General features: G+C 61.3%; 20 protein-coding genes. 9 read left to right on the forward strand and 11 right to left on the reverse strand.

The features are described from left to right. Window positions 1-10 precede the first annotated feature (10 nt). Window positions 11-1,183, forward strand: a complete 1,173-nt coding sequence (locus ACQY4M_RS18755) for a MalY/PatB family protein (RefSeq protein WP_428547339.1) — start codon at window positions 11-13, stop codon at window positions 1,181-1,183. Here the strand turns inward: ACQY4M_RS18755 and ACQY4M_RS18760 are convergent. The 3 genes from ACQY4M_RS18760 to ACQY4M_RS18770 are packed head-to-tail and all read right to left on the reverse strand — an operon-like array spanning window position 1,175 to window position 3,722. After that, window positions 1,175-1,342 (reverse strand): hypothetical protein, encoded by a 168-nt coding sequence (locus ACQY4M_RS18760; RefSeq protein ID WP_428547342.1) that lies wholly within the window; start codon window positions 1,340-1,342, stop codon window positions 1,175-1,177. The two genes, ACQY4M_RS18755 and ACQY4M_RS18760, sit on opposite strands and share 9 nt — an antisense overlap. Window positions 1,343-1,394: 52 nt before the next feature. Then, window positions 1,395-2,243 (reverse strand): universal stress protein, encoded by an 849-nt coding sequence (locus ACQY4M_RS18765; protein WP_428547345.1) that lies wholly within the window; start codon window positions 2,241-2,243, stop codon window positions 1,395-1,397. Window positions 2,244-2,246: 3 nt separating this feature from the next. Next, the gene (locus tag ACQY4M_RS18770) at window positions 2,247-3,722 is read right to left on the reverse strand and encodes a SulP family inorganic anion transporter (protein WP_428548287.1); all 1,476 of its coding nucleotides are present in this window, start codon (window positions 3,720-3,722) and stop codon (window positions 2,247-2,249) included. A gap of 204 nt (window positions 3,723-3,926) precedes the next feature. Here ACQY4M_RS18770 and ACQY4M_RS18775 point away from each other — a divergent pair, with 204 nt between their 5' ends. Continuing rightward, a complete protein-coding gene (locus ACQY4M_RS18775) occupies window positions 3,927-4,970 on the forward strand; it encodes an IS5 family transposase (protein ID WP_428539227.1) in 1,044 nt (347 codons plus the stop codon). 262 nt (window positions 4,971-5,232) lie between these two features. Here the strand turns inward: ACQY4M_RS18775 and gatB are convergent, their stop codons facing one another. Further along, window positions 5,233-6,741 carry an Asp-tRNA(Asn)/Glu-tRNA(Gln) amidotransferase subunit GatB gene (gene gatB, locus ACQY4M_RS18780; protein ID WP_428547348.1) on the reverse strand — a complete coding sequence of 503 codons (1,509 nt, stop codon included), beginning with the start codon at window positions 6,739-6,741 and terminating at the stop codon, window positions 5,233-5,235. Between the two features lie 112 nt (window positions 6,742-6,853). Here gatB and ACQY4M_RS18785 point away from each other — a divergent pair, with 112 nt between their 5' ends. Beyond that, window positions 6,854-7,525 (forward strand): transglycosylase SLT domain-containing protein, encoded by a 672-nt coding sequence (locus tag ACQY4M_RS18785; protein ID WP_428547351.1) that lies wholly within the window; start codon window positions 6,854-6,856, stop codon window positions 7,523-7,525. On the opposite strand, the gene ACQY4M_RS18790 is transcribed toward ACQY4M_RS18785, so the two are convergent. Then, on the reverse strand, window positions 7,522-8,280 hold the full coding sequence (locus ACQY4M_RS18790) for a hypothetical protein (RefSeq protein WP_428547354.1): 759 nt from the start codon (window positions 8,278-8,280) through the stop codon (window positions 7,522-7,524). The two genes, ACQY4M_RS18785 and ACQY4M_RS18790, sit on opposite strands and share 4 nt — an antisense overlap. A 27-nt stretch (window positions 8,281-8,307) precedes the next feature. Continuing rightward, window positions 8,308-9,534 carry an IS256 family transposase gene (locus ACQY4M_RS18795; protein ID WP_428539582.1) on the reverse strand — a complete coding sequence of 409 codons (1,227 nt, stop codon included), beginning with the start codon at window positions 9,532-9,534 and terminating at the stop codon, window positions 8,308-8,310. A 141-nt stretch (window positions 9,535-9,675) separates the two neighbouring features. Here ACQY4M_RS18795 and ACQY4M_RS18800 point away from each other — a divergent pair, with 141 nt between their 5' ends. The 3 genes from ACQY4M_RS18800 (at window position 9,676) to ACQY4M_RS18810 (ending at window position 11,628) form a co-directional block, all read left to right on the forward strand. Beyond that, window positions 9,676-9,942 carry a DUF2924 domain-containing protein gene (locus tag ACQY4M_RS18800; protein WP_428545595.1) on the forward strand — a complete coding sequence of 89 codons (267 nt, stop codon included), beginning with the start codon at window positions 9,676-9,678 and terminating at the stop codon, window positions 9,940-9,942. Next, a complete protein-coding gene (locus ACQY4M_RS18805; RefSeq protein ID WP_428542728.1) occupies window positions 9,942-11,252 on the forward strand; it encodes a recombinase family protein in 1,311 nt (436 codons plus the stop codon). The genes ACQY4M_RS18800 and ACQY4M_RS18805 overlap by 1 nt, the downstream gene beginning before the upstream one ends. A 148-nt stretch (window positions 11,253-11,400) precedes the next feature. Beyond that, entirely contained in the window at window positions 11,401-11,628 is a 228-nt protein-coding gene (locus ACQY4M_RS18810) for a hypothetical protein (protein WP_428542731.1), read from the forward strand. A gap of 3 nt (window positions 11,629-11,631) precedes the next feature. Here ACQY4M_RS18810 and ACQY4M_RS18815 read toward each other — a convergent pair whose 3' ends face one another. After that, window positions 11,632-12,555, reverse strand: a complete 924-nt coding sequence (locus ACQY4M_RS18815; protein ID WP_428542734.1) for a metallophosphoesterase — start codon at window positions 12,553-12,555, stop codon at window positions 11,632-11,634. Between the two features lie 563 nt (window positions 12,556-13,118). Here ACQY4M_RS18815 and ACQY4M_RS18820 point away from each other — a divergent pair. From ACQY4M_RS18820 to ACQY4M_RS18830, 3 genes are all read left to right on the forward strand, one after another. Then, window positions 13,119-13,481: a helix-turn-helix domain-containing protein gene (locus ACQY4M_RS18820; RefSeq protein ID WP_428545598.1), complete on the forward strand. Its 363-nt coding sequence runs from the start codon at window positions 13,119-13,121 to the stop codon at window positions 13,479-13,481. A gap of 61 nt (window positions 13,482-13,542) precedes the next feature. Continuing rightward, window positions 13,543-13,722 carry a hypothetical protein gene (locus tag ACQY4M_RS18825; protein ID WP_428545601.1) on the forward strand — a complete coding sequence of 60 codons (180 nt, stop codon included), beginning with the start codon at window positions 13,543-13,545 and terminating at the stop codon, window positions 13,720-13,722. A gap of 15 nt (window positions 13,723-13,737) precedes the next feature. After that, the gene (locus ACQY4M_RS18830) at window positions 13,738-14,073 is read left to right on the forward strand and encodes a transposase (protein ID WP_428545604.1); all 336 of its coding nucleotides are present in this window, start codon (window positions 13,738-13,740) and stop codon (window positions 14,071-14,073) included. Between the two features lie 28 nt (window positions 14,074-14,101). On the opposite strand, the gene hypF is transcribed toward ACQY4M_RS18830, so the two are convergent. Genes hypF through ACQY4M_RS18850 form a run of 4 tightly spaced genes read right to left on the reverse strand, consistent with a single transcriptional unit; the run spans window position 14,102 to window position 20,254 of the window. After that, window positions 14,102-16,429, reverse strand: coding sequence for a carbamoyltransferase HypF (gene hypF, locus ACQY4M_RS18835; protein ID WP_428545607.1), 2,328 nt, complete (start codon window positions 16,427-16,429; stop codon window positions 14,102-14,104). Beyond that, window positions 16,429-17,871: a nickel-dependent hydrogenase large subunit gene (locus tag ACQY4M_RS18840; RefSeq protein WP_428547357.1), complete on the reverse strand. Its 1,443-nt coding sequence runs from the start codon at window positions 17,869-17,871 to the stop codon at window positions 16,429-16,431. The genes hypF and ACQY4M_RS18840 overlap by 1 nt, the downstream gene beginning before the upstream one ends. Beyond that, entirely contained in the window at window positions 17,868-18,884 is a 1,017-nt protein-coding gene (locus ACQY4M_RS18845; protein WP_428547360.1) for a HupU protein, read from the reverse strand. The genes ACQY4M_RS18840 and ACQY4M_RS18845 overlap by 4 nt, the downstream gene beginning before the upstream one ends. Next, window positions 18,881-20,254, reverse strand: a complete 1,374-nt coding sequence (locus ACQY4M_RS18850; protein ID WP_428547363.1) for a sensor histidine kinase — start codon at window positions 20,252-20,254, stop codon at window positions 18,881-18,883. Before ACQY4M_RS18850 ends, ACQY4M_RS18845 begins: the two co-directional genes overlap by 4 nt. Between the last annotated feature and the right edge of the window lie 9 nt (window positions 20,255-20,263).

The raw sequence follows: 20,263 nt of genomic DNA on the forward strand, positions 1-20,263 counted from the left end.
GGACAAAACCATGAGCTTTGACGACATCATCGACCGCCGCAACACCCACTGTGCCAAATGGGACGTGATGGAGCCTTTGTACGGCGTGCCCCTGAAAGACGGCATTGCCATGTGGGTCGCCGATATGGATTTCCGTGCGCCCGATTGTGTGCAGGACGCGGTGCAGAAAATGCGCGATCACGGGATTTACGGCTATTTCGGGGATGATGCCGAATACAAGGCCGCAATCCAGTGGTGGATGAAGAACCGCCACGGCTGGGCTGTGCAGGCAGGCGATATTTTCACCACGCACGGGTTGGTGAACGGCACGGCGTTATGCGTCGATGCCTTTACCGAAAAAGGCGACGGTGTGGTGCTGTTCACCCCCGTTTACCACGCCTTTGCCAAGGTAATTAACGCCGCAGGGCGCAAGGTGGTGGAATGCCCGCTGGTCAACAATGATGGCCGCTATGAAATGGATTTTGCCGCTTATGACGCACAGATGACGGGGGCGGAAAAGATGGTGATCCTGTGTTCACCACATAACCCCGGCGGTCGGGTCTGGACGCGCGATGAATTGCAGGGCGTGGCCGATTTTGCCAAGCGCCATGATTTGGTGCTGGTATCGGATGAAATCCACCATGACCTGATTATTTCCGATGCCGAACACACGGTGATGCCGCTGGTTGATCCATCCATCGCGGATCGTCTGGTAATGATGACGGCTGTTACCAAAACCTTTAACATCGCGGGCGCTCACACCGGCAACGTGATCATCGCTGATCCCGATTTGCGGGCCAAATTCGCAGCCACCATGCACGCGCTTGGCATGTCGCCCAATTCATTCGGCCTGTTCATGACCACCGCCGCATATTCGCCCGAAGGGGCCGCATGGGTGGATGAACTGACCACCTATCTGGCTGGCAACCGCGAGTTGTTCGATACGGCGATCAATGCCATTCCGGGCCTGAAATCCATGCCGCTTGAGGCCACCTATCTGGCATGGGTCGATTTTTCCGGCACGGGGATGGACGCGGCGGAATACACCGCACGGGTCGAGAATGTCGCCAAAATAGCGGTGAACCACGGCGAAACCTTTGGCACCGGCGGCGAGCCCTTTTTGCGTTTCAATCTGGCCACGCCAAGGGCCGTGGTGCAGGAAGCGGTTGATCGGCTGAAAGAAGCATTCTCCGACCTACAGTAGGGCGGGGTTCACCCCGCCAGCCGCTTTGTCACCTGCACCCTCGACCGTCAGATTATACGCCCGCAGCGGCTCGGCCAAAACATCGGACAAAACCACCTCGGCCTTTGATCCGTCATCATTCAGCAAACGGTCGCCAGTCAGAAGATCAGCGGCATCCACCCAATATCAATCCGCCTAAACCCCCGCATCAAATGCGGGACTGCCCCCGTCCCTACCTAAACAACAAAACCGGTACCTGACAGCTTTGCACCATCGCCGTTGTGGTAGACCCAATGATCAGGCTGCGGATGCGGGAATGGCCATAGGCACCCATCACCAGAATATCGGCACCATCCTTTTGCGAAGTCTCGCAGATCACCTTTTCCGCCTGCCCCTGCGCAATCTCGGTTTCCACCTGATAACCGGCACCCCGCAACAGCGCCGCCGCCCCTTCAAGGGCGCGTTTGACCTCGGGCTTGTCCGCGCCCACCGTCAGCAGCTTGCAATCCAGACCGGCGAAAACCTTGCTCTGTTCGATATGGTTCACCGCCTTTAATGACGATGCCCCACCGTCAAAGGCAATCATGAACCGCTGTGGTTTCTCGAATGCGCGCGAGGCCACCAGAACCGGTTTTTTGCACGACCGCACAACACGTTCCAGATTGCTGCCCAGATGCAGCTTGGCGAAATCCGCCGCCTCGCCACGCTTGCCGATGATCACCAGATCGGCATCCGCTTCAGCGGCCAGCAGTTCCTCGACCAGATCGCCCTGCCGCAGCCGTGTAGTGACATCCGTCACCCCGTCGGCCCGCAACCGTGCTTCGGCGTCTTCCAGAATGGCCCGCCCGCGTTTTTGCGCCAGTTTGGCGTTTTGTGCATCCAGATCGGCCAGTTCTTCCATCAGCTTGCTGCGCGCACCCAGACCGATGTTGCCGGACAGGTTGGTTTGCTTGCTTTCGGGGTGTTTCAGAACATGGATTACTTCGACACTGGACCCTTTACGCGTGGCCACCCATGCGGCATGGTCACAAACGCTTTGCGAATAGATGGAGCCATCCACCAGTGCGATAATTTTTGACATGTTCTAGTGCCCCATCAGACGTTCAATTGCATCAGGCTTATCATGGATCGCGAGTTTATCCACGATGGTTTCGGTGGCTTCGTTCATGCCGATGATTTCCACCTCGGCGCCTTCGCGGCGGAATTTGACCACCACCATGTCCAGCGCCTGCACCGATGAAATATCCCAGATATGCGCGTGGGTAACGTCGATCACCACGCGCTCCAGCACCTCGTGAAAATCAAACGCGGCGGTGAATTCGGGGGCCGAGGCAAAGAACAACTGCCCTTCAACCGTATAGGTCCGCTGCCGCCCGTCCGGCGTCAATTCAGAAGTAACACGGAAGATTTGCGCGATCTTTCCGGCAAAGAAAATCCCCGACAACAGCACACCGGTCAGCACACCATAGGCAAGGTTATGGGTCAGTACCGTAACCACAACGGTCGCCAGCATCACAATGCTGGAGGATTGCGGATGATGCCGGATATCGCGGATCGAGGACCAGCTGAATGTGCCGATCGACACCATGATCATAATCGCGACCAATGCGGGCATCGGGATCTGTTTCACCCAATCGCCCAGCACCACGATCAAAAACAGCAGGAACACACCGGCGGAAAAGGTGGACAACCGCCCACGCCCGCCGGATTTCACGTTGATCATCGACTGGCCGATCATCGCACAACCGGCCATGCCGCCGATGAAACCCGTAGCGGTGTTGGCAATCCCCTGACCCACACATTCGCGGTTTTTGTCGCTTTCGGTGTCGGTCAGATCATCCACGATGGTGGCTGTCATCAGGCTCTCAAGCAAGCCCACAGCAGCCACGCCAGCAGACACCGGAAAGATGATTTTCAGGGTTTCGAAATTCAGCGGAATGTCGGGGATCAGGAACACCGGCAGGGTATCGGGCAGCTTGCCCATGTCCTGCACCGCCCGCACGTCCAGCCCGAAATAGATCGTCAAACCCGTCAGCACCACAATGGTCACCAGCGGCGACGGTATGGCCGTGGTGATATAGGGGAACAGGTAAATGATGGCCAATCCACCCGCGACCATCACATAGGTCAGATAAGTCACCCCTGTCAGCTCCGGCAATTGCGCCATAAAGATCAGGATCGCCAGCGCGTTCACAAAACCGGTGATGACCGAGCGGGACACGAACCGCATCACCTTACCCAGCTTCAACATCCCCGCCGCGATTTGCAGCAGCCCCGCCAACACGGTCGCCGCCAGCAGGTATTCCAGCCCGTACTCTCTGACCAAAGTGCCCATCAGCACCGCCGTTGCCGCCGTCGCCGCCGAGATCATCCCCGGACGTCCGCCGACAATCGCGGTGATCACGGCGATGGAAAAGGACGCATACAGGCCAACCTTGGGGTCAACCCCCGCGATGATCGAAAAGGCAATCGCCTCGGGGATCAGGGCCAGCGCCACCACAAGGCCCGCCAACAGGTCGTTACGGATGTTGCCCAGCCAGTCATGGCGCAGGGTGGTCAGAAAATCAGTTTTCACGTTCAGGTCTCCAGAACCTTGGTCAAGCCGCAGGCTTTACCCGCCCAAAGCCGAACTGGCAAGGTCCGCGTTCTAATCGGTCCGATCCTGGCTAAATCCATAGGGAACCTCTAAAAATCCCCCAAAATCCGGCCTGACGGGGTAGAATCGTCATCAGGATGAAAATGATTCGACCGACGGGGTTTTGTCATGGGTCAGATGGGATTTTTTGATCTTTCCAGCCGATACGCGGGACTGGACAAATCTGGTGATCCGCTGGTGTTGCTCAACGACATGGTGCCGTTCGAGGATTACCGGGACGAGCTGAAGGCCATATGGCGCACGCCGCCCGAACAGCGCAAATCCAACGCTGGCCGCCCGCCTTGGGATGAGGTGCTGATATTCAAGACGATGGTTTTGCAGCAGCTCTACAACCTCTCTGACGATCAGATCGAGTATCAGATCCGCGACCGCCTGTCGTTCATGCGGTTTCTCGGCCTTGGCATTGAAGACAGCGTACCTGACGCCAAGACCATCTGGGCCTACCGTGAAAGGCTGGCCGGGGCCGGGAAGATGAAGGAGCTGTTTGACAAGTTCGATGCCTTTCTGCGCGAAAAGGGCTATCTGGCGATGGGCGGGCAGATTGTTGATGCGAGCATCGTTCCGGCGCCGCGCCAGCACAACAAAAGGGACGAGAACGAGAAAATCAAGGCGGGCGAAACGCCTGAAGAGTGGGAGGAAAAACCCCACAAGAAGCGCCAGAAGGACGTGGATGCGCGCTGGACGAAGAAGCACGGCAAGAGCTATTACGGCTACAAGAACCACATCAATGTCGACCGGCGGCACAAATTCATCCGCGCTTATGATGTCACCGATGCCGCCGTGCATGACAGCCAGGCGCTTGCCGGTCTGATTGATGCGAGCAACACCTCATCGGACCTGTGGGCCGACAGCGCCTATCGCTCGCAAAAGATCGAAAGCGAGCTGGAAGAGCGGGGGCTTCACAGCCATATCCATCACAAGGGCAGGCGCGGCAAGCCGCTTGGCGAGCGCCAGCAAAAGGCCAACCGGAGGCGCTCGAAAGTGCGGGTCCGGGTCGAGCATGTATTCGCTTTTCAGGAGCGCTCCATGGGCGGCAAGCTGATCCGCTCCATCGGCCTGAAGCGGGCGCGATTTCGCATCGGGATGATGAACCTGGTCTACAACATGAAGCGCTTCGTCCAGTTCGAATGCGGCCTGGCGGCGCCGGGATAAGGGTTCATGGGGTGAGGTGTGCCTGAAATACCCAAAACCGGCTTGAAACCGGTGAAAATGGGTTTATGATCCGAAGCAATCAGGCGGGACAGGCGAAAAACCGTCCACCCCGCCGCGAAGAAGGCGAAAACGGGAATTTACAGAGGTTCCCTTTATACTCGAAATTCGGCATGATTCACCTTTTGGGTTGTCGCAAGACGCAAGTCTTAGCAAATTCATTTGTCCAAGTCCAAACGCTTGTGGCTGTTTCCCGCCGTCTCTATCAGTTCAGCTTTTTCGCAATAATTTCGTTCACCGCTTTGGGGTTGGCCTTGCCGCCGGTGGCTTTCATCACCTGCCCGACGAACCAGCCTGCAAGTTTGGGGTTTTCCCTGGCCTTTTCCACTTGGGCGGGGTTGGCGGCCATGATCTCGTCTACAGTTGCTTCGATCGCGCCCATATCGGTGACCTGTTTCATGCCGCGGGCTTCGACGATCTCGGCAGGGTCGCCGCCTTCGGTATAGACAATTTCAAACAGCTGTTTGGCGATTTTGCCGCTGATGTCCCCTTTGGTGATCAGGGTGATGATCCCGCCCAGTTGTTCGGCGGAAACCGGGCTGTCCTTGATGGTTTTTTCATCCTTTTTCAGGCGGCCGAACAATTCGTTGATTACCCAGTTGGCGGCCAGTTTACCATCGCGGCCTTTGGCCACATCCTCGAAAAACGCGGCATTGGCCACATCGGCGGTCAACACCGAGGCGTCATAATCGGACAGACCGAATTCGCTGATGAAACGCAGTTTTTTCGCGTCGGGCAGTTCGGGAAGGGTTTTGGCAATATCGTCTACCCAATCCTGTTCGATGGTCAGTGGCAGCAGGTCGGGGCAGGGGAAATAGCGGTAATCATGCGCCTCTTCCTTGCTGCGCATCGAACGGGTTTCGTTTTTGTCCGGATCATACAGGCGGGTTTCCTGATCAATCTTGCCGCCGTCCTCAAGAATTGCAATCTGGCGGCGGGCCTCATAGTCGATCGCGGCCTGCATGAAGCGAAGCGAGTTCATGTTCTTGATTTCACAACGGGTGCCAAGGTGGCTGAAATCCTGCGTTTCCATGTAACGCTCGTAATCACCGGGGCGGCAGACCGAAACGTTCACATCCGCCCGCAGGTTGCCGTTTTGCATATTGCCCTCGCAAGTGCCCAGATAGCGCAGGATCTGGCGCAGCTTGGTGACATAGGCGGCGGCCTCTTCCGAGCCGCGGATGTCGGGGCGCGAAACGATCTCCATCAGCGCCACACCGGTGCGGTTCAGATCGACAAAGGACATGTTCGGGTCCATGTCGTGAATGGATTTGCCGGCGTCCTGCTCCAGATGGATGCGTTCCACCCGCACCACACGGGCCATGCCTTCGCCCATTTCCACAAGGATTTCACCTTCGCCAACGATGGGGTGGTAAAGCTGTGAAATCTGATACCCCTGCGGCAGGTCGGGGTAGAAGTAATTTTTGCGGTCAAAGGCGGAATAAAGGTTTATGTCTGCCTTCAGTGCCAGACCGGTGCGCACCGCTTGTTCCACGCAATATTCATTGATCACGGGCAACATGCCGGGCATGGCGGCGTCCACAAAGGCGACGTTCGAATTCGGCTCGGCCCCGAATTGGGTCGAGGCGCCGGAAAACAATTTGGCGTTGCTGGACACCTGTGCGTGCACCTCGAGGCCAATCACCAGTTCCCAGTCGTGTTTGGCACCACTGATAACTTTGGGGGCGGGGGCGGTATAGGTCAGGTCGAGCATATCGTGTCCATCCGGATGTTGGTTGTTCCCAGCCTTCTAAAACAGGGGCGGTCAGGGGGCAAGGGGGGACAATGGGCAAGCGGCCGCTGAAAAGGGGTATCAGGATTTGCACTTGGGGGGGAAATGCAGCATCACTGCACAAAATGGTTGTTGGAAAGTTGATATGATGCGTTTGCTCCCTTTAGTTGTCTCTTTGTTTTTGCCGCTTTCGCTAGCGGCCTGCAATACTGATCAGGGGGATACGCTGGAACCCGAACCCGTCTGGTTCACCATGGACGATGCGGCCCTGCCCGCCGCACGGTGGGATCACCAACCGATGGGCAAACTGTGGACACGCACCGCAATCGGGGATCTGGTTTCGGGCGCGGGGATGCCTTTGATCAATATGGTGCCAAATGATATTGATGCATGGTGCCCGGCCTACCCTGATCAGGACCAGATCGGGCGCGCGGCGTTCTGGACGGGTCTGCTGTCGGCGATGGCAAAGCACGAAAGTACTTATAATGAGGCGGCTGTTGGCGGTGGAGGGCAGTGGTTCGGGCTGGTGCAGATTTCACCTGCGACGGCCAGACATTACGACTGCGGGGCCACCACGGGCGGGGCTTTGAAAAATGTCGTGAACAATCTGCAATGTGCCATCACGATTATGGCGGCGACGGTGCCGCGTGATGGGGTTGTCGCCGCCGACGGGCGCGGCGTGGCGGCGGATTGGGGCCCGTTCCACAGTGCTGCGAAACGGGCGGAAATGCAGGGTTGGGTTTCTTTGCAGGCTTATTGCCGTTAGGTAGGTTCGGCAACAAGCGTTTTTTGGGCCTGACGCAGTTTTGCCAGCGAGAACAGATGCAGCCCAAGGAAGATCGGAATCAAGAACCCCGGAATCAGCGCCAGCGGATACTGGGTGATGATGTTGGTTTTGCCATGCGCAAACAATTGCAGCATTCCCGCGCTGCTGAAAGTGCCGGCACCGACAGCGACGACAAAATCCAGAATCCCCCAGATATTGGTCCGTTTGATAAACCGGCTTGCCCGACCGTCGTTTCGCAGGGTTGCGACCATTGCCTGAAGGGCCAGCAGGCCGACGATGGTATCCCCGATGGCCGCCGGAAAGGCGAATTGCCAGGGCAGCAGGCCGAGATACCAGGCAACGATAAAAATCGCCCCTGCGACACGCGGTATCTGAATGGCCATCAGCAGGGATTGATCCGCGTTGCTTATGGCCTTTTGCGTTAGGGGGGTGACCTTGACATAGCCCCAGAACAACAGGCTCCCGCCCAGCAGGAACAACAGAATGTAGGGCGGTGAACCTAATGAAAACGGTCTGGCAAACAGCCCGGATTTTGCCGAAACGGCGACCAGCCCGAACCATAGCCCGAACAGAACAACCAGCGGCAGCAGCAGGCGCAGCATTTTTGAGGCCCCGAAATTCATATTCATGCTGCTGATGGCAAAGATGACCAACACAAACCCCGGGATTAAAAAGGCGGTGCTGAGCATGAAAAAGGTTGTGTCTCGAAAGTGGTGGAAATTGATTTCAGGCACCTCCGAGCGGGTTGAGTTATGCGCCGGTCAGGCGGCTTGGTCAAGGGTTGCGTCGGCGACGGGCTGAGCGAGCGTTTCCCAGCCATCGACCTTTCGCATGACGATCTGCCCCGAGGCCATCAGAGCCCAAAGCAGCATCGGCACGGTCTCGGCGCATGGCAGCACGGTCTGGGTCTTGATGCGGCGGCGGAATTCCTCGTTCAGGCGTTCGATCGCATTTGTCGTTCTGGCCGATTTCCACTGGCCTTGTGGCAGACGCGTGAAGGTGAAAAGCTTATCTCCTGCTTCTTCCAAGCTGTCAGCGACGGCCTTGCATTTCAGCCGCCATTTTCGCAGAAATGCCTTGCGGCGGGTGGCGATTTCCTCGGGTGTTTTGGCGTAGATCATGTCGCGGTAATCTTCTGTCAACTCATCATGCATACGCTTGGGTGCCTTGGCCAGAAGGTTGCGGTGCTTGTGCACCGTGCACCTCTGGATCGGCAGATCTTCACCCCAGAGGGCAATGAGAGCGACCTCAAGTCCCGGTGCCCCGTCCACGATGACAAATTCGGGCCGTTTCAACCCGCGCGCATCCAGATCGTTGATGAACTGACGCCAGGCGGAGGTGCTTTCGCCGCCCATGTTCATCAGTGATAACAAGACCTTCTGCCCATCCCGGCGCACGCCAATCGCGGCCAGAACCGAGATATTGGTGGCCTTCCTGTCAATCCGCGTTTTGATCACGGTGCCGTCCAGGATCAGCCGCACGATGTCTTCATCCGCAAGGCTGCGGGCGCACCACGCCTGCCAGTCCACCTTCACCTTGCGCCAGGCGCGGCTCACCACATCCTTGCTGACCGCCCCCTGAAACAGGCCGAACAGGGCGCGTTTTACCCGCCGTGTGTTGGTGCCCGAAAGGTAGACAGCAGCGATCAGCGCCTCGGCCTTCTTCGTCAGCCGCTGGTAGCGGGGCAATGCCTTCGAGCGCCATTCTCTGGCCTTGCCGGCCTCGCCTGTGATCCGCGCACGCGGCACGCGCACCGTTTCGGTTCCAAATGTTCCGACCAGTTGCCGCTCGCGATGCCCGTGGCGGTATCCGGCCTTTGCCCCGCCGCTGCGGCCATACCGGCAACGGCCCAGAAACTGCTCCAGCTCCTCTTCGAAAACCGCCTCGATCGTCGCGCGGATGTTCTGGCGCAGCCGGTCTTCAATCGGGTCATAGCCTGCTTCATTGGCCAGTAGCGCGGATGTCGATGTTGCTGTATTCTTTGTCATGGCGTGATCTCCTTGGCGGTTCCAGCCGCCGGTTGGGTGGCTTCGATGCACCCGGAGATTACGCCGTCCTCGAATTTCCACCAAACTCGCGACACTACCCAGGAACTGACCCATGGCGGGCTGTCCAAGAAAAGCCGCCAGATGCTGAAGGCACTGTCCGCCGAGATGCACGGCAAGCGGCTGGGCGGCCAGCCCAAAATGCTGGACGATCGCAAACCCATCCCCGGCACCCGCCTGATCCGTGAATGGCAGGGCGTCACTCATGTGGTCACCGTTCAGCCCGACGGCTTCGATTATGGCTGCCAGCGCTACAAATCGCTTTCCAAGGTGGCCAACACCATCACCGGCAAGCACTGGAACGGGTTCGCATTTTTCGGCCTTGGTCGTGCGCGGAAAGGCGGTGCCTGATGGATGGATCATTGCAAGCCACCCGCAAACTGCGCTGCGCCATTTACACCCGCAAATCCACCGAGGACGGGCTGGAGCAGGAATTCAACACGCTGCATGCCCAACGCGAGGCCTGCGAGGCCTATATCACCAGCCAGCGGTCCGAAGGCTGGGTCGCGGTGCGCGAACATTACGACGATGGCGGGTTCTCCGGCGGCACGCTGGAGCGCCCCGCGCTGCGCCAGATGTTGGCCGACATCGAGGACGGGCTGGTCGATGTGATCGTGGTCTACAAGATCGACCGACTCAGCCGCTCGCTAATGGATTTCGCCAGGCTGGTGGAGATTTTCGACCGCAATCAGGTGACATTCGTCTCGGTCACGCAATCCTTCAACACCACCACGTCGATGGGGCGGCTGACGCTCAATATCCTGCTGAGCTTTGCCCAGTTCGAGCGTGAGGTCACCGGCGAGCGCATCCGCGATAAGATTGCCGCCTCGCGCCGGAAGGGCATGTGGATGGGTGGCAGCGTGCCGTTCGGCTATGTGCTCCAGGACCGGAAATTGGTGCCCCATGATATTGAGGCCCCGATCGTGAAGGCAGCGTTCGAGCGCTATATCGACCTTGGCTCCAGCACCTTGCTGGCGCGGGAACTGCAGGCCAAGGGCGTGACCACCAAGGCGGGCAATCCACCGAATTCCCAATTCGTCATCCGCATGCTGCAAAATCCGGTCTATGCGGGCATGGCGCGCCACAAGGAAAAGAGCTTTCAGGGCGAGCATGAGGCCATCGTCGATCAGGCCACATGGGACCGCGTGCAGGAGCGGCTCAAAGCTAACGGTCGCAAGCACCGGCGCGGGCGGCGGCCGAAAAACCCCGCCTATCTGCGCGGGTTGATTTTCCATGAGAACGGCGCAGCCATGACCCCGCATCACACCGGCAAGAAGAACAAGGAATACTGCTATTACGTTTCGACCGACTATCTGAAAATCCGCCACACCGAGCCCTCCGCCGCACCGCAACGCCTCGCCGCCGGCATGGTCGAAGGCGCGGTGGTGCGCGAATTGCGCCGTGTATTGCGTTCCCCCGAAATTGCCGCGCGCACGGCGGCGGAACTGTGCAGCAACGCTGAAACCAGCGAGGTTGCCGCTGCACTACAGGATTTCGACAGCCTCTGGGCCCAGCTTTTCCACAATGAGCGCGCCCGCATCGTCCAACTACTGGTGCAGCGCGTGACCGTCACCGGCGAGGGATTGGCGATCGACCTGCGGGCCGACGGGCTGAAGGGGTTGGCAACCGAATTGATGACTGGGCAGGAGGCAAGCATATGAACACCCCCGACACCATCCGCATATTCGTGCCGCTGGAATACCGCCGCCGCAACGGTCGCACCCAGATCCTGCCGCCCGAGAACCGGCTCGATGCCGAAGACCGCCAACAGGACCCCCACATCCTGCGCGCCCTGGCCCGCGCATGGGAATGGCGGCGGAAACTGGGGAGGCGAACACGATCAGCGATCTCGCGGCCGATGCAGAGCTGGCTGATCGGCATGTCAGTCGCCAAATCCGCCTCGCCTACCTTGCGCCCGCAGTCATCGAGCGCATGATCGTGGAACAGGAAATTCCGGCCGTCAGGATCATTGATCTGATCGATGCCGTATCATTGCCTTGGGCCGAGCAAGAGGCCGCGGTGTTTGAAACTGGATGATATTCAATCCCCGTGGCGCTTGATCTTTTCCAATGTCAGCCGATCATCCCCGTCCATACCATATGACATAAGCGGACCATCTTTGCCGGCGGAATAATCAAGACACAGAGCGTTCGGGGCTTGCAACACCGGCTGCCCGGTCAGCCAGTAATGGCCGAAGAACACCGGCTTGGCCGTTTCGGGGTAGACCATTGCCGATACATCCGCAGGCAGCCCACCCTTGGGTAAATCATCCGGTTCGGGCACTGACATGGCAATGTCGGCCCAGCTTTGTCCCTCCCCATTCCACCATTTTACCCGCACCTCGGTGCGCTGGTTGCCATCCTTGTCAGCAAAGCTGTGCCCATTCGGCAAGATAACCTCGGGGCCTTTGGTAATAGTTTCCACGAGATCATTGAGCGGATCGGCCGGATCGGCGGCCATGATGAGTTTTTCTTCCGATAGCACGCCCGAGGCCGTTTCCGTCTCCAGCCGAGCAATAAGCCCCTCGTCCCAGCAGGCATGCACGGCGCGAAACCCGTCAAGTTTCAGATAGAGCGGAAGGCTGCGCATCCAGCCGATGACATCACGCGTGGCGGTGCTTTCCGGCGGGAATTCATCCAGAAAGCTCTGGTGCTGACGCAGGTTTCTAGGGGACCACGGGCGCAAAGGCACGCCGGTTTCGGGATGCTTGGTATGGAAATGGATCGCGTTCAGTTCGTGATTGCCCATCACCGCCAGCGCTGTTCCGGCATCCAGCATCCCGCGCACCAGAGCGATGACATCCTCGTTTCGCGGGCCACGATCGATGAAATCGCCCAGAAAAACGCAAATGCGCCCGGGGTCCGAGTGCCGCCACGCTCCGTTTCGCCTTGCATACCCCAGTGAGGTCAGAGCGTGCTCCAGCTTTTCAAACTGGCCGTGAATGTCGGGAATGATATCGTACAAACTGTCCTCCAATTTCCAGATTGTATCTGGTTATCACAGGAAAAGGCAGCGCCATTCTCGTGGCCCCTGTTCAATGCATCCACCGAAGTCACCCCCGCACTGCCCTGCGGCTTTTCGCGCCAAAACGCCCCCTTCGGGTTTCTCTCGTCGAGTGAGAGGATTTGACATCGTTGCAACCGGTCGGGCACGAAATTCACGAAAAATCCTTGTTTTATTGGAGTTTTCGTGACCGACCTTAAACGCCCCGAAGGTCGGTCGAATAGAGAGAAACGGGGATTAGAGAGCGTAATGAGGTGATCGGGCATTCTCGCGGGTTCGGTCACCAGGCCTAAACCCCTTTGAAACATAAGGAAAATCACCCCCGCGTCGGGGCATATCCGCGTTTTAATGAAGGCAAGTGGCGGAGGGGACGGGACTGGTGTTGAAAGTTCTCCAAACTATGAACCCTCGGACGGCGAATGACTCGCTGCGGCATCTTAGAGCGGCTTGCATCTGATCGGATTCGGGATTCCCTTTTGTCTTGAAGCGTGATTTCCTGTTTCAAACAGACAAGGGCGGTCAGTATGGGCAAACCTCATCCATTGGAGCTTCGGCAGCACGTTGTTGCGCATGTCGAAGCGGGCAACACGCATCATTCGGCGGCGGCGCGGTACGATGTATCGGTTAAATTCGTGAATGACATGGTCAAGCTGAAGCGCGAGACCGGGGCGCTTGCGCCGAAACGGCAGGGCAATCCGGGCATCGGCAAGCTGACACCTCACGAAGGCTGGGTGCGTGCGCAGGTAGAGGCCAAGGGCGAGATCACGCTCGACGAAATGGCGGCACGCCTGCAGGCCGAACGTGGCGTGTCTGTCGATCCCAGCTCGGTCTGGCGGCTCTTCCGGCGGCTCGGCCTGACACACAAAAAAAGACATTCAGGCGCTTGAGCAGAAGCGCACCAAGGTCGCGCGCCAGAGGCACTTCTGGATCGCGCATCGCCAGCCCTTCATGGCGCATATGCTCGAACGCATCGGCTTTCTGGACGAGACCTGGCTCAAAACCAACATGGCCAAGACCACCGGTTGGGCTCCGCGAGGTCAGCGGCTGGTCGATCATGCCCCGTTCGGGCACTGGCGCACGCAGACCTTTGTCGCCGCCCTGCGCCACAACCGGCTGGATGCGCCCTGAGTCATTGATGGCACCATGAACCGCGTGACCTTCGACACCTACGTCGAAACCCAGCTCGCGCCGACCCTGAGCAAGGGCGATGTGATCATTCTGGACAATCTGTCCAGCCACAAAAGCGCCCGCGCTGCCGAGGTGTTGCGTGATGTCGGCGCATGGTTCCTGTTCCTTCCGCCGTATTCGCCCGATCTCAACCCGATCGAGATGGCCTTCTCAAAGCTGAAAGCCCTGATCCGAAAAGCCACCGCGCGAACCTACGAGGACCTTTGGAATGCTGTTGGCCATGTCTGCGACCTCTTCTCGGACGAGGAGTGCTTCAACTTCTTCAAAGCCGCAGGATACGGAACCGATTAAACGCAAAACGCTCTAGCGTTTCTTCCTGTCAGTTTGTTTCAAATGGATAAACCCCGGAGACAGCGGCCTGGCCTAGGGCAAGACCGCCATCATTCAAGGGCACTGCGGACGCACGAATGATGTCGAGCCCCTGCTTTTCCAACTGCGCAACAACTAAGGCCAGAAGATGGGCGTTCTGAAACACGCCACCGCAGAGGGCGATCGTGCCCAGCCCATGTTCGCCCGCCAACCGGGCGGCGGTTTCGGCGACGCCGGCGGCAAGCCCGCGGTGAAACCGTGCCGCGATCACGGCAGCCTGTTCGCCGCGCCGCAGGTCGGCGGCAAGTGCCCGCCACATCGGCGCCCAGTCAAGCACTTTACCCGGACCCACCGGATATCCGCCGCTCTCGGCCGGCACACGTTCGGCCAGCGCCTGAAGACGCATCGCCGCCTGGCCTTCGTAGGTCTGTTCGTCGAAACACAGCCCCAGCGCGGCGGCAACCGCGTCGAACAGGCGCCCTGCCGACGACGCCGGGGGCGCGTTCAGCCCGCGGTCGATCATCTGTTGCATGGGCTTCCAGGGTTTTTCGGAGAGGCGTGCAAGACCGGCACCGTCGCCGTCCGCAATCATGCGGGCGGTTACTTCCGCTCCGAAAGCATGGTTCAGATGCGCCAGAAGATTGCGCCAGGGCTGCCGGCTGGCCGCGTCGCCGCCGGGCATCGGCACGGGCGCGAAGTGGGCCAGACGCGTGAAACCGCGAAAATCGGCGCACAGGAATTCGCCGCCCCAGATCGTGCCGTCCATGCCCCAGCCCAGACCGTCGAGCACCACCCCCAGCACAGGGGCGGCATCTGGCGGCAATCCCGCGCCAGCCATCACGGCGGCGACATGGGCGTGGTGATGCTGGACTTCGACCAAAGCGGCGCCCTCGGCCTCGGCGAGCTCGCGCCCGAGACGGCTGGAGAAATAGCTCGGATGGGGGTCAACGGCGATGCGCGTGGGCCGCGCCCCGAACAGCGCACGCATGAATTCCAGACGGCGCGAGAGGTCGCGGCGCGCGCGCGCGGTACCCATGTCGCCGATATGGGGCGACAGGATCGCCCGTCCCCCGCCCTTCAGGCAAAAGGCGTTCTTGATATCGCCGCCCGTGGCTAGCACCGGCGGCAGGTCGGCAAAGCCTTCGTTCAGGATCAGCGGGGCCGGCGCCAGCCCGCGCCCGTGGCGCATGACCTGACGGCCCAGCGCCGTCATCTGCACCACGCTGTCGTCCACCCGGTGGACAACTTCGCGATCATGGCCAAGGAAGGCATCGGCCACCGCGCCCAGCAGGGCGCGCGCCTCGTCGTCGTCGGTGATTTGCGGATCGCCTGAGGCATTGCCCGAGGTCAGCACGATCGGGCCGCGCATGCGCGCCATCACGAGGTGATGCAGAGGCGTGGCCGGCAGCATGAAGCCCAGCCGGTTCATCCCCGGCGCCACCGCGTCGGGCAGGCCCGCGCCGTCTTTGCGGTGCACCAGCAGCACGATCGGTGCGGCGGGGCCGGAAAGCTCGTCGGCCTCTGCATCGCTCACCTGGCAGAAGCGGCGGACCTCGTCGAGGCTATGCGCCATCAGCGCCAGCGGCTTTAGCGGGCGGTGCTTCAGCGCGCGCAGCCGCGCCACTGCCGCCCCATCGGTAGCATCCACCGCCAGTTGCCAGCCGCCCAGCCCCTTGATCGCCACGATCCGGCCGCGCGCGAGCAACTGCACGGCGGTGGCGACGGGATCGCCCGGCAAGGCCTCACCATCGGCGCTGCGCAGCCTTAAGCGCGGCCCGCAGGCGGGGCAGGCATTGGGTTGGGCGTGAAAGCGGCGGTCGGCGGGATCCTCGTATTCGGCGCGGCAGGCGGGGCACATCCCGAAGGCCGCCATCGAGGTATTGGCCCGGTCATAGGGCACCGCGCGGGTGATCGAAAGCCGCGGGCCGCAATTGGTGCAGTTGGTGAAGGCATAGCCGAAGCGGCGGTTGGCCGGGTCGGCGATCTCGGCCAGGCAGTCGGGACAGGTGGCGGCATCGGGGGTGACGGCGGCGCGCGGCGCGCCGGTGCGGCTGGCGACGATCTTGAAGCCCGTGCCGCCGAGTGGCGCGCAGGGCACGATCTCGATTGCGTCGATGCGCGAAAGCGGCGGGGCCTTGAGCCGGATTGCCTTGGCAAGCGCCTCGGCCTCACCCGGCGTCGCCGCAAGGCGGATCAGCACGCCCTCGGCATCGTTCAGCACCTCGCCGACAAGCCCCGCCGCCTGTGCCAGGCGCCAGACATGCGGGCGAAACCCCACCCCCTGCACCAGCCCGCGGATGCGCAACTGCCAGCCCTGCGCGCCCTTCTCCACCGTCATCAGTGTACCGTGCAAACCATGCACGGATCGAACGAGCGCACCACATGCTGCACCATGACCGGCACATCCTCGCCCGCCGCCACGGGCAGGCCGACCAGCGCCTGTTCCAGCGGACCCGGCGTGCCCGAGGCATCGCGGGGTGAAAAGTTCCAGGTGGTGGGGGCGATGATCTGGTAGTTGGCGATGCGCCCGCCTTCCACCCGCAGCCAGTGGCCGAGCGCGCCGCGCGCCGCCTCGGTCAGCCCCGCCCCCCGCGCCGCGGGCGGTGTCTCGCCATGGGCGATGAAGGGCTCCTCTGGGCGGATCGCATGCAGCCAGCGTTCCATCTCCGGCAGGACACGCGCGATCTCGACCATCCGCGCCACGATGCGCGCCTCGGCATTGCCGCCCTTTTGCGTCAGGCTGCAAAGCAGGGGATTCCCGGCCACCACCAGGCGGGCGAGCGCCCCGGTTTCGGCGGGCGCACCGTCCAGGCGTGGGGCCTTGCACCAGCTGTAGCCCGTGCGCATCTCCGGGTCGGGTTCGGTGCGCCCGTCTATCGGATGGCGCGCCGGGCCGTCATCGGCCAACCAAGCGTGGCTCACATCCTCGGTTATGCGGGCCGTGTCCAGCGCGGCACTGTCATTGCAGTTCACCCTGCCGGGGGCGAAAAGGCAAGTGTCGTCCCGCGGATAGGCGCCAAAGCTCAGGTAATGATCGTTGCCGCGCCCCAACCGGTTCAGCCCCAGATCGCGGCTGGCCCTCAGAAACAGCGAAAGATCGGCCCGCGGACGGGCCTCGGCCCAGGCAAGCAGCGCGTCCTCGTCCGTGAGGGCGGCAAAGGCATCGAGCGGGCCGCCGAAAAGCGCAGCCTCCAGATAACGGCGGAAACCCGCAAGAACGCCCGAAAGGCGGCGCAGCTCGTTTGCCGTTACCACTCGCGCCGCGCCGCCGGGCTGGAGCGTCATCGTGTGCGGCCACTTGCCCGCCAAGATGCCAACCACATGCAGGAACTCAGCCCGTGGGGCCAGCATCGCCCGTCTGCTGCCACCCGAACCGTTGCCGAAACGCGCTTGCATCTCGTCAAACCAGAGTCGCGCCACATAGGCCGGACGGGCGAAATCGGGCATGAAGAACAGATGGAAATGGGTCAGGTGATCGGCTATGTTTTCCGTCGCGTGCACGATATTCGTGACCAGCTGTCCGTTCGGCATCGGCACCAGCCCCTGCGCCGCGGCGATAGCGCGCGTGGCGGCCACCGACTGGCTGACGCTGCAGATGCCACAGATGCGCGGAGCGATCACCAACGCGTCGCGCACATCCTTGCCGCGCAGCATGTTCTCGAAGCCGCGATAAAGCGGCGAGACCACCTCGGCCCTGGCCACCGCGCCGCCGGCCACCTCCAGCCGCACCTCCAGATCGCCTTCGACCCGGTTGAATGGTCCTACGATCAGCCGGCTCATGGCCCCCTCCCCTTGCGCTGGGGGTATACGCGCACCCGGTCAGAGGTGGCGTTTTTGCGCAACCGCCTGGGCGTTGCCGCCTTGGACAGCGATGCCAGTGCCACGAACCACGCCTTGGGCATGTCGGTGGGAAGACCGACGGGAATGCCGGCGATCTTGGGGGTTTCGACAAAGGGGTGGCCCGGCTCTTCGAAGCCCGGTTCGGTGCAGGCGATGCAGGGATAGCCCCCAGTGATGCAGGAACCCGCGCCGTTCCAGGGACGGCTGTTGCAATCGCCCGCGGCCTGTGTGCCCTTGCAGCCGAGATTCTCCATCATGCAGCCGACATCGCAGAGCTTCTCGGCGCTGGCCTTGTATTCGTAATATTCGTTGCGCGAACAGCCGTGATGCACCAACGCGCCCGAGATCGCGTGAGGTCGGCCCAGATCGTCCAGATCGTCTGGCCCCAGCGCCCCGTCGGCCAGCGTGGCCAGCGTCTCGGTCACCCAGTCGGGATGCACCGGACAGCCGGGGATATTGACCACCGGCAGACCGGACGGATCGCGCCAGTCTCCCCCCAGAAGCCCGCCCGGCACGTCGCCGTCATGGGCCAGCCCGACGGCGCCGGCAGCATTGTCGCCGGTCGCCGTGATCCCGCCCCAGGCGGCGCAGGAGCCGACCGCCACCAGATGCCCCGCCTTCTCGGCCAGCCGCGCCAGCACGTCCATCATCGGCTCGCCCGTCCCGGCCATCAGGTGAAAGCGGCCGGTGCCGCCGGGGCCGGTCATCACCGACCCCTCGAGGCACAGGATATCGAGCCGTTGCCGCCCTTCCAGCACCGCTGCGATGATGTCGCGCGCCTCCCGCCCGGTCTCGAGGCTCAGCGCCGGATGCCAGAGCAGGTCGATCCCCGCCGCCTCGAAAGCGGTTAGAAAATCCGGCGACTCGGCACAGATCAACGACAGCGTGCACCCGCCGCAGCCGCCCGATTGCAGCCAGAGAAGCGTGCGGGGGTTGGAGGCAGGGATGTTCATGGTGCCACCTCGGGCGGAACCGCCGGCAGATCCAGCGTGAAACAGGCCCCGCCCGCCTCACTTGAGGAATGGCTGAGACGGGCACCCAGTTCCTCAGCCATTCGGTAGGACAGATAGAGGCCCAGGCCCGTGCCATGCCCGACAGGCTTGGTGGTGAAAAACGGCTCGAAGATCCGGTCCGCCGCCTCCGACGCGATGCCGGGGCCGTTGTCGCAGACGGTAATCTGAACGCGTCCGTCCCGGGCTCGCTCCGAAAGTTCGATGCGTGCCCGTCCGGTGCCGGCCAGCGCGTCGAAGGCATTCTGCACGAGGTTCACCAGAATCTGATGCACATGTCCGCGCCGCGTGGTGACCACCAGTCCGGCTTCGCAGGCGACGGAGATCTCCGGTATTGTTCCGCCTCCCCGCTTGACCCAAGACAGCGCCGTGCGCATTGCGCTTTCGATGGCAAAGGTCTCGTTCGGCTCGCGCTGATTGCCGGAAAAGCGCCGCAGGTCCTGCACGATGCTCGAAACCCGCTCGGCCCCTTCCAGCGTGCCTTCGATCAGCCCCGGCATGTCGTCGATGATGCGGCCGATGCCGAGCGCCTCACGCATCTCGGCCAGCGTCTGCGCACTGGCGCCGTCCTCCACCGCCTTCAGATAGGTCTCCAGCCGGGCCTGGTATTTCTGCAGCGCGTGGATATTGCCGTAGATGAAGCTGATCGGATTGTTCAGCTCATGCGCCACCCCGGCGACCAGCCGCCCCAGCGCCGCCATCTTTTCCGAGGCGATCAGCTGCTGCTGGGCACGCTCGAACTGTTTGAGCGCAGCATCGAGCTTGCGATAGGCGCGCTGCAATTCGCCCATCGGCCGGCCGATCAATACCAACCCGGCGGGCCGTCCGCGCCGGTCATGGCGCGGCGAACAGTTGACCGAAAGCGGCACCTCTTCGCCATTTGCCGCGCGGATCGCCACCTCGCAATCGGAAAAGGCCCGGCGCGCCCGCAGATGCACGACGAAGGTGTCGTCGGCGTCCTGATCGGGGGCGTGCAGCACCTCCGCCAAAGCGCGCCCTTCCAGATCGCCCGGGTCGAGGCCGGTAAGCCGGATCAGCGCTTCGTTGACCTGAACGATCTGCCCGTCGGTGTCGCAGACGATCATCAGATCGCTCATCGCACGCATCACCGAGGCGATGAATTCCTGCGCGCTTTCCAGTTCGGCGTTCTTGGCCTCGAGCGCGACCTGGCTTTCCACCAATTCCGAGTAAACACGATCCATCTGCCGTATGACGTCGATCCAGACTTCCTCGCCCCGCTCGCCCGTTGCGAGACCTCGCAGATGCTCCGACAGGATCGTGGGGCGTGAAATGGGTTCGGTTGTTCGCGTCATGCTCACCAC

This window comes from Profundibacter sp., assembly GCF_965277155.1.
Classification (GTDB): Bacteria; Pseudomonadota; Alphaproteobacteria; order Rhodobacterales; family Rhodobacteraceae; genus Profundibacter.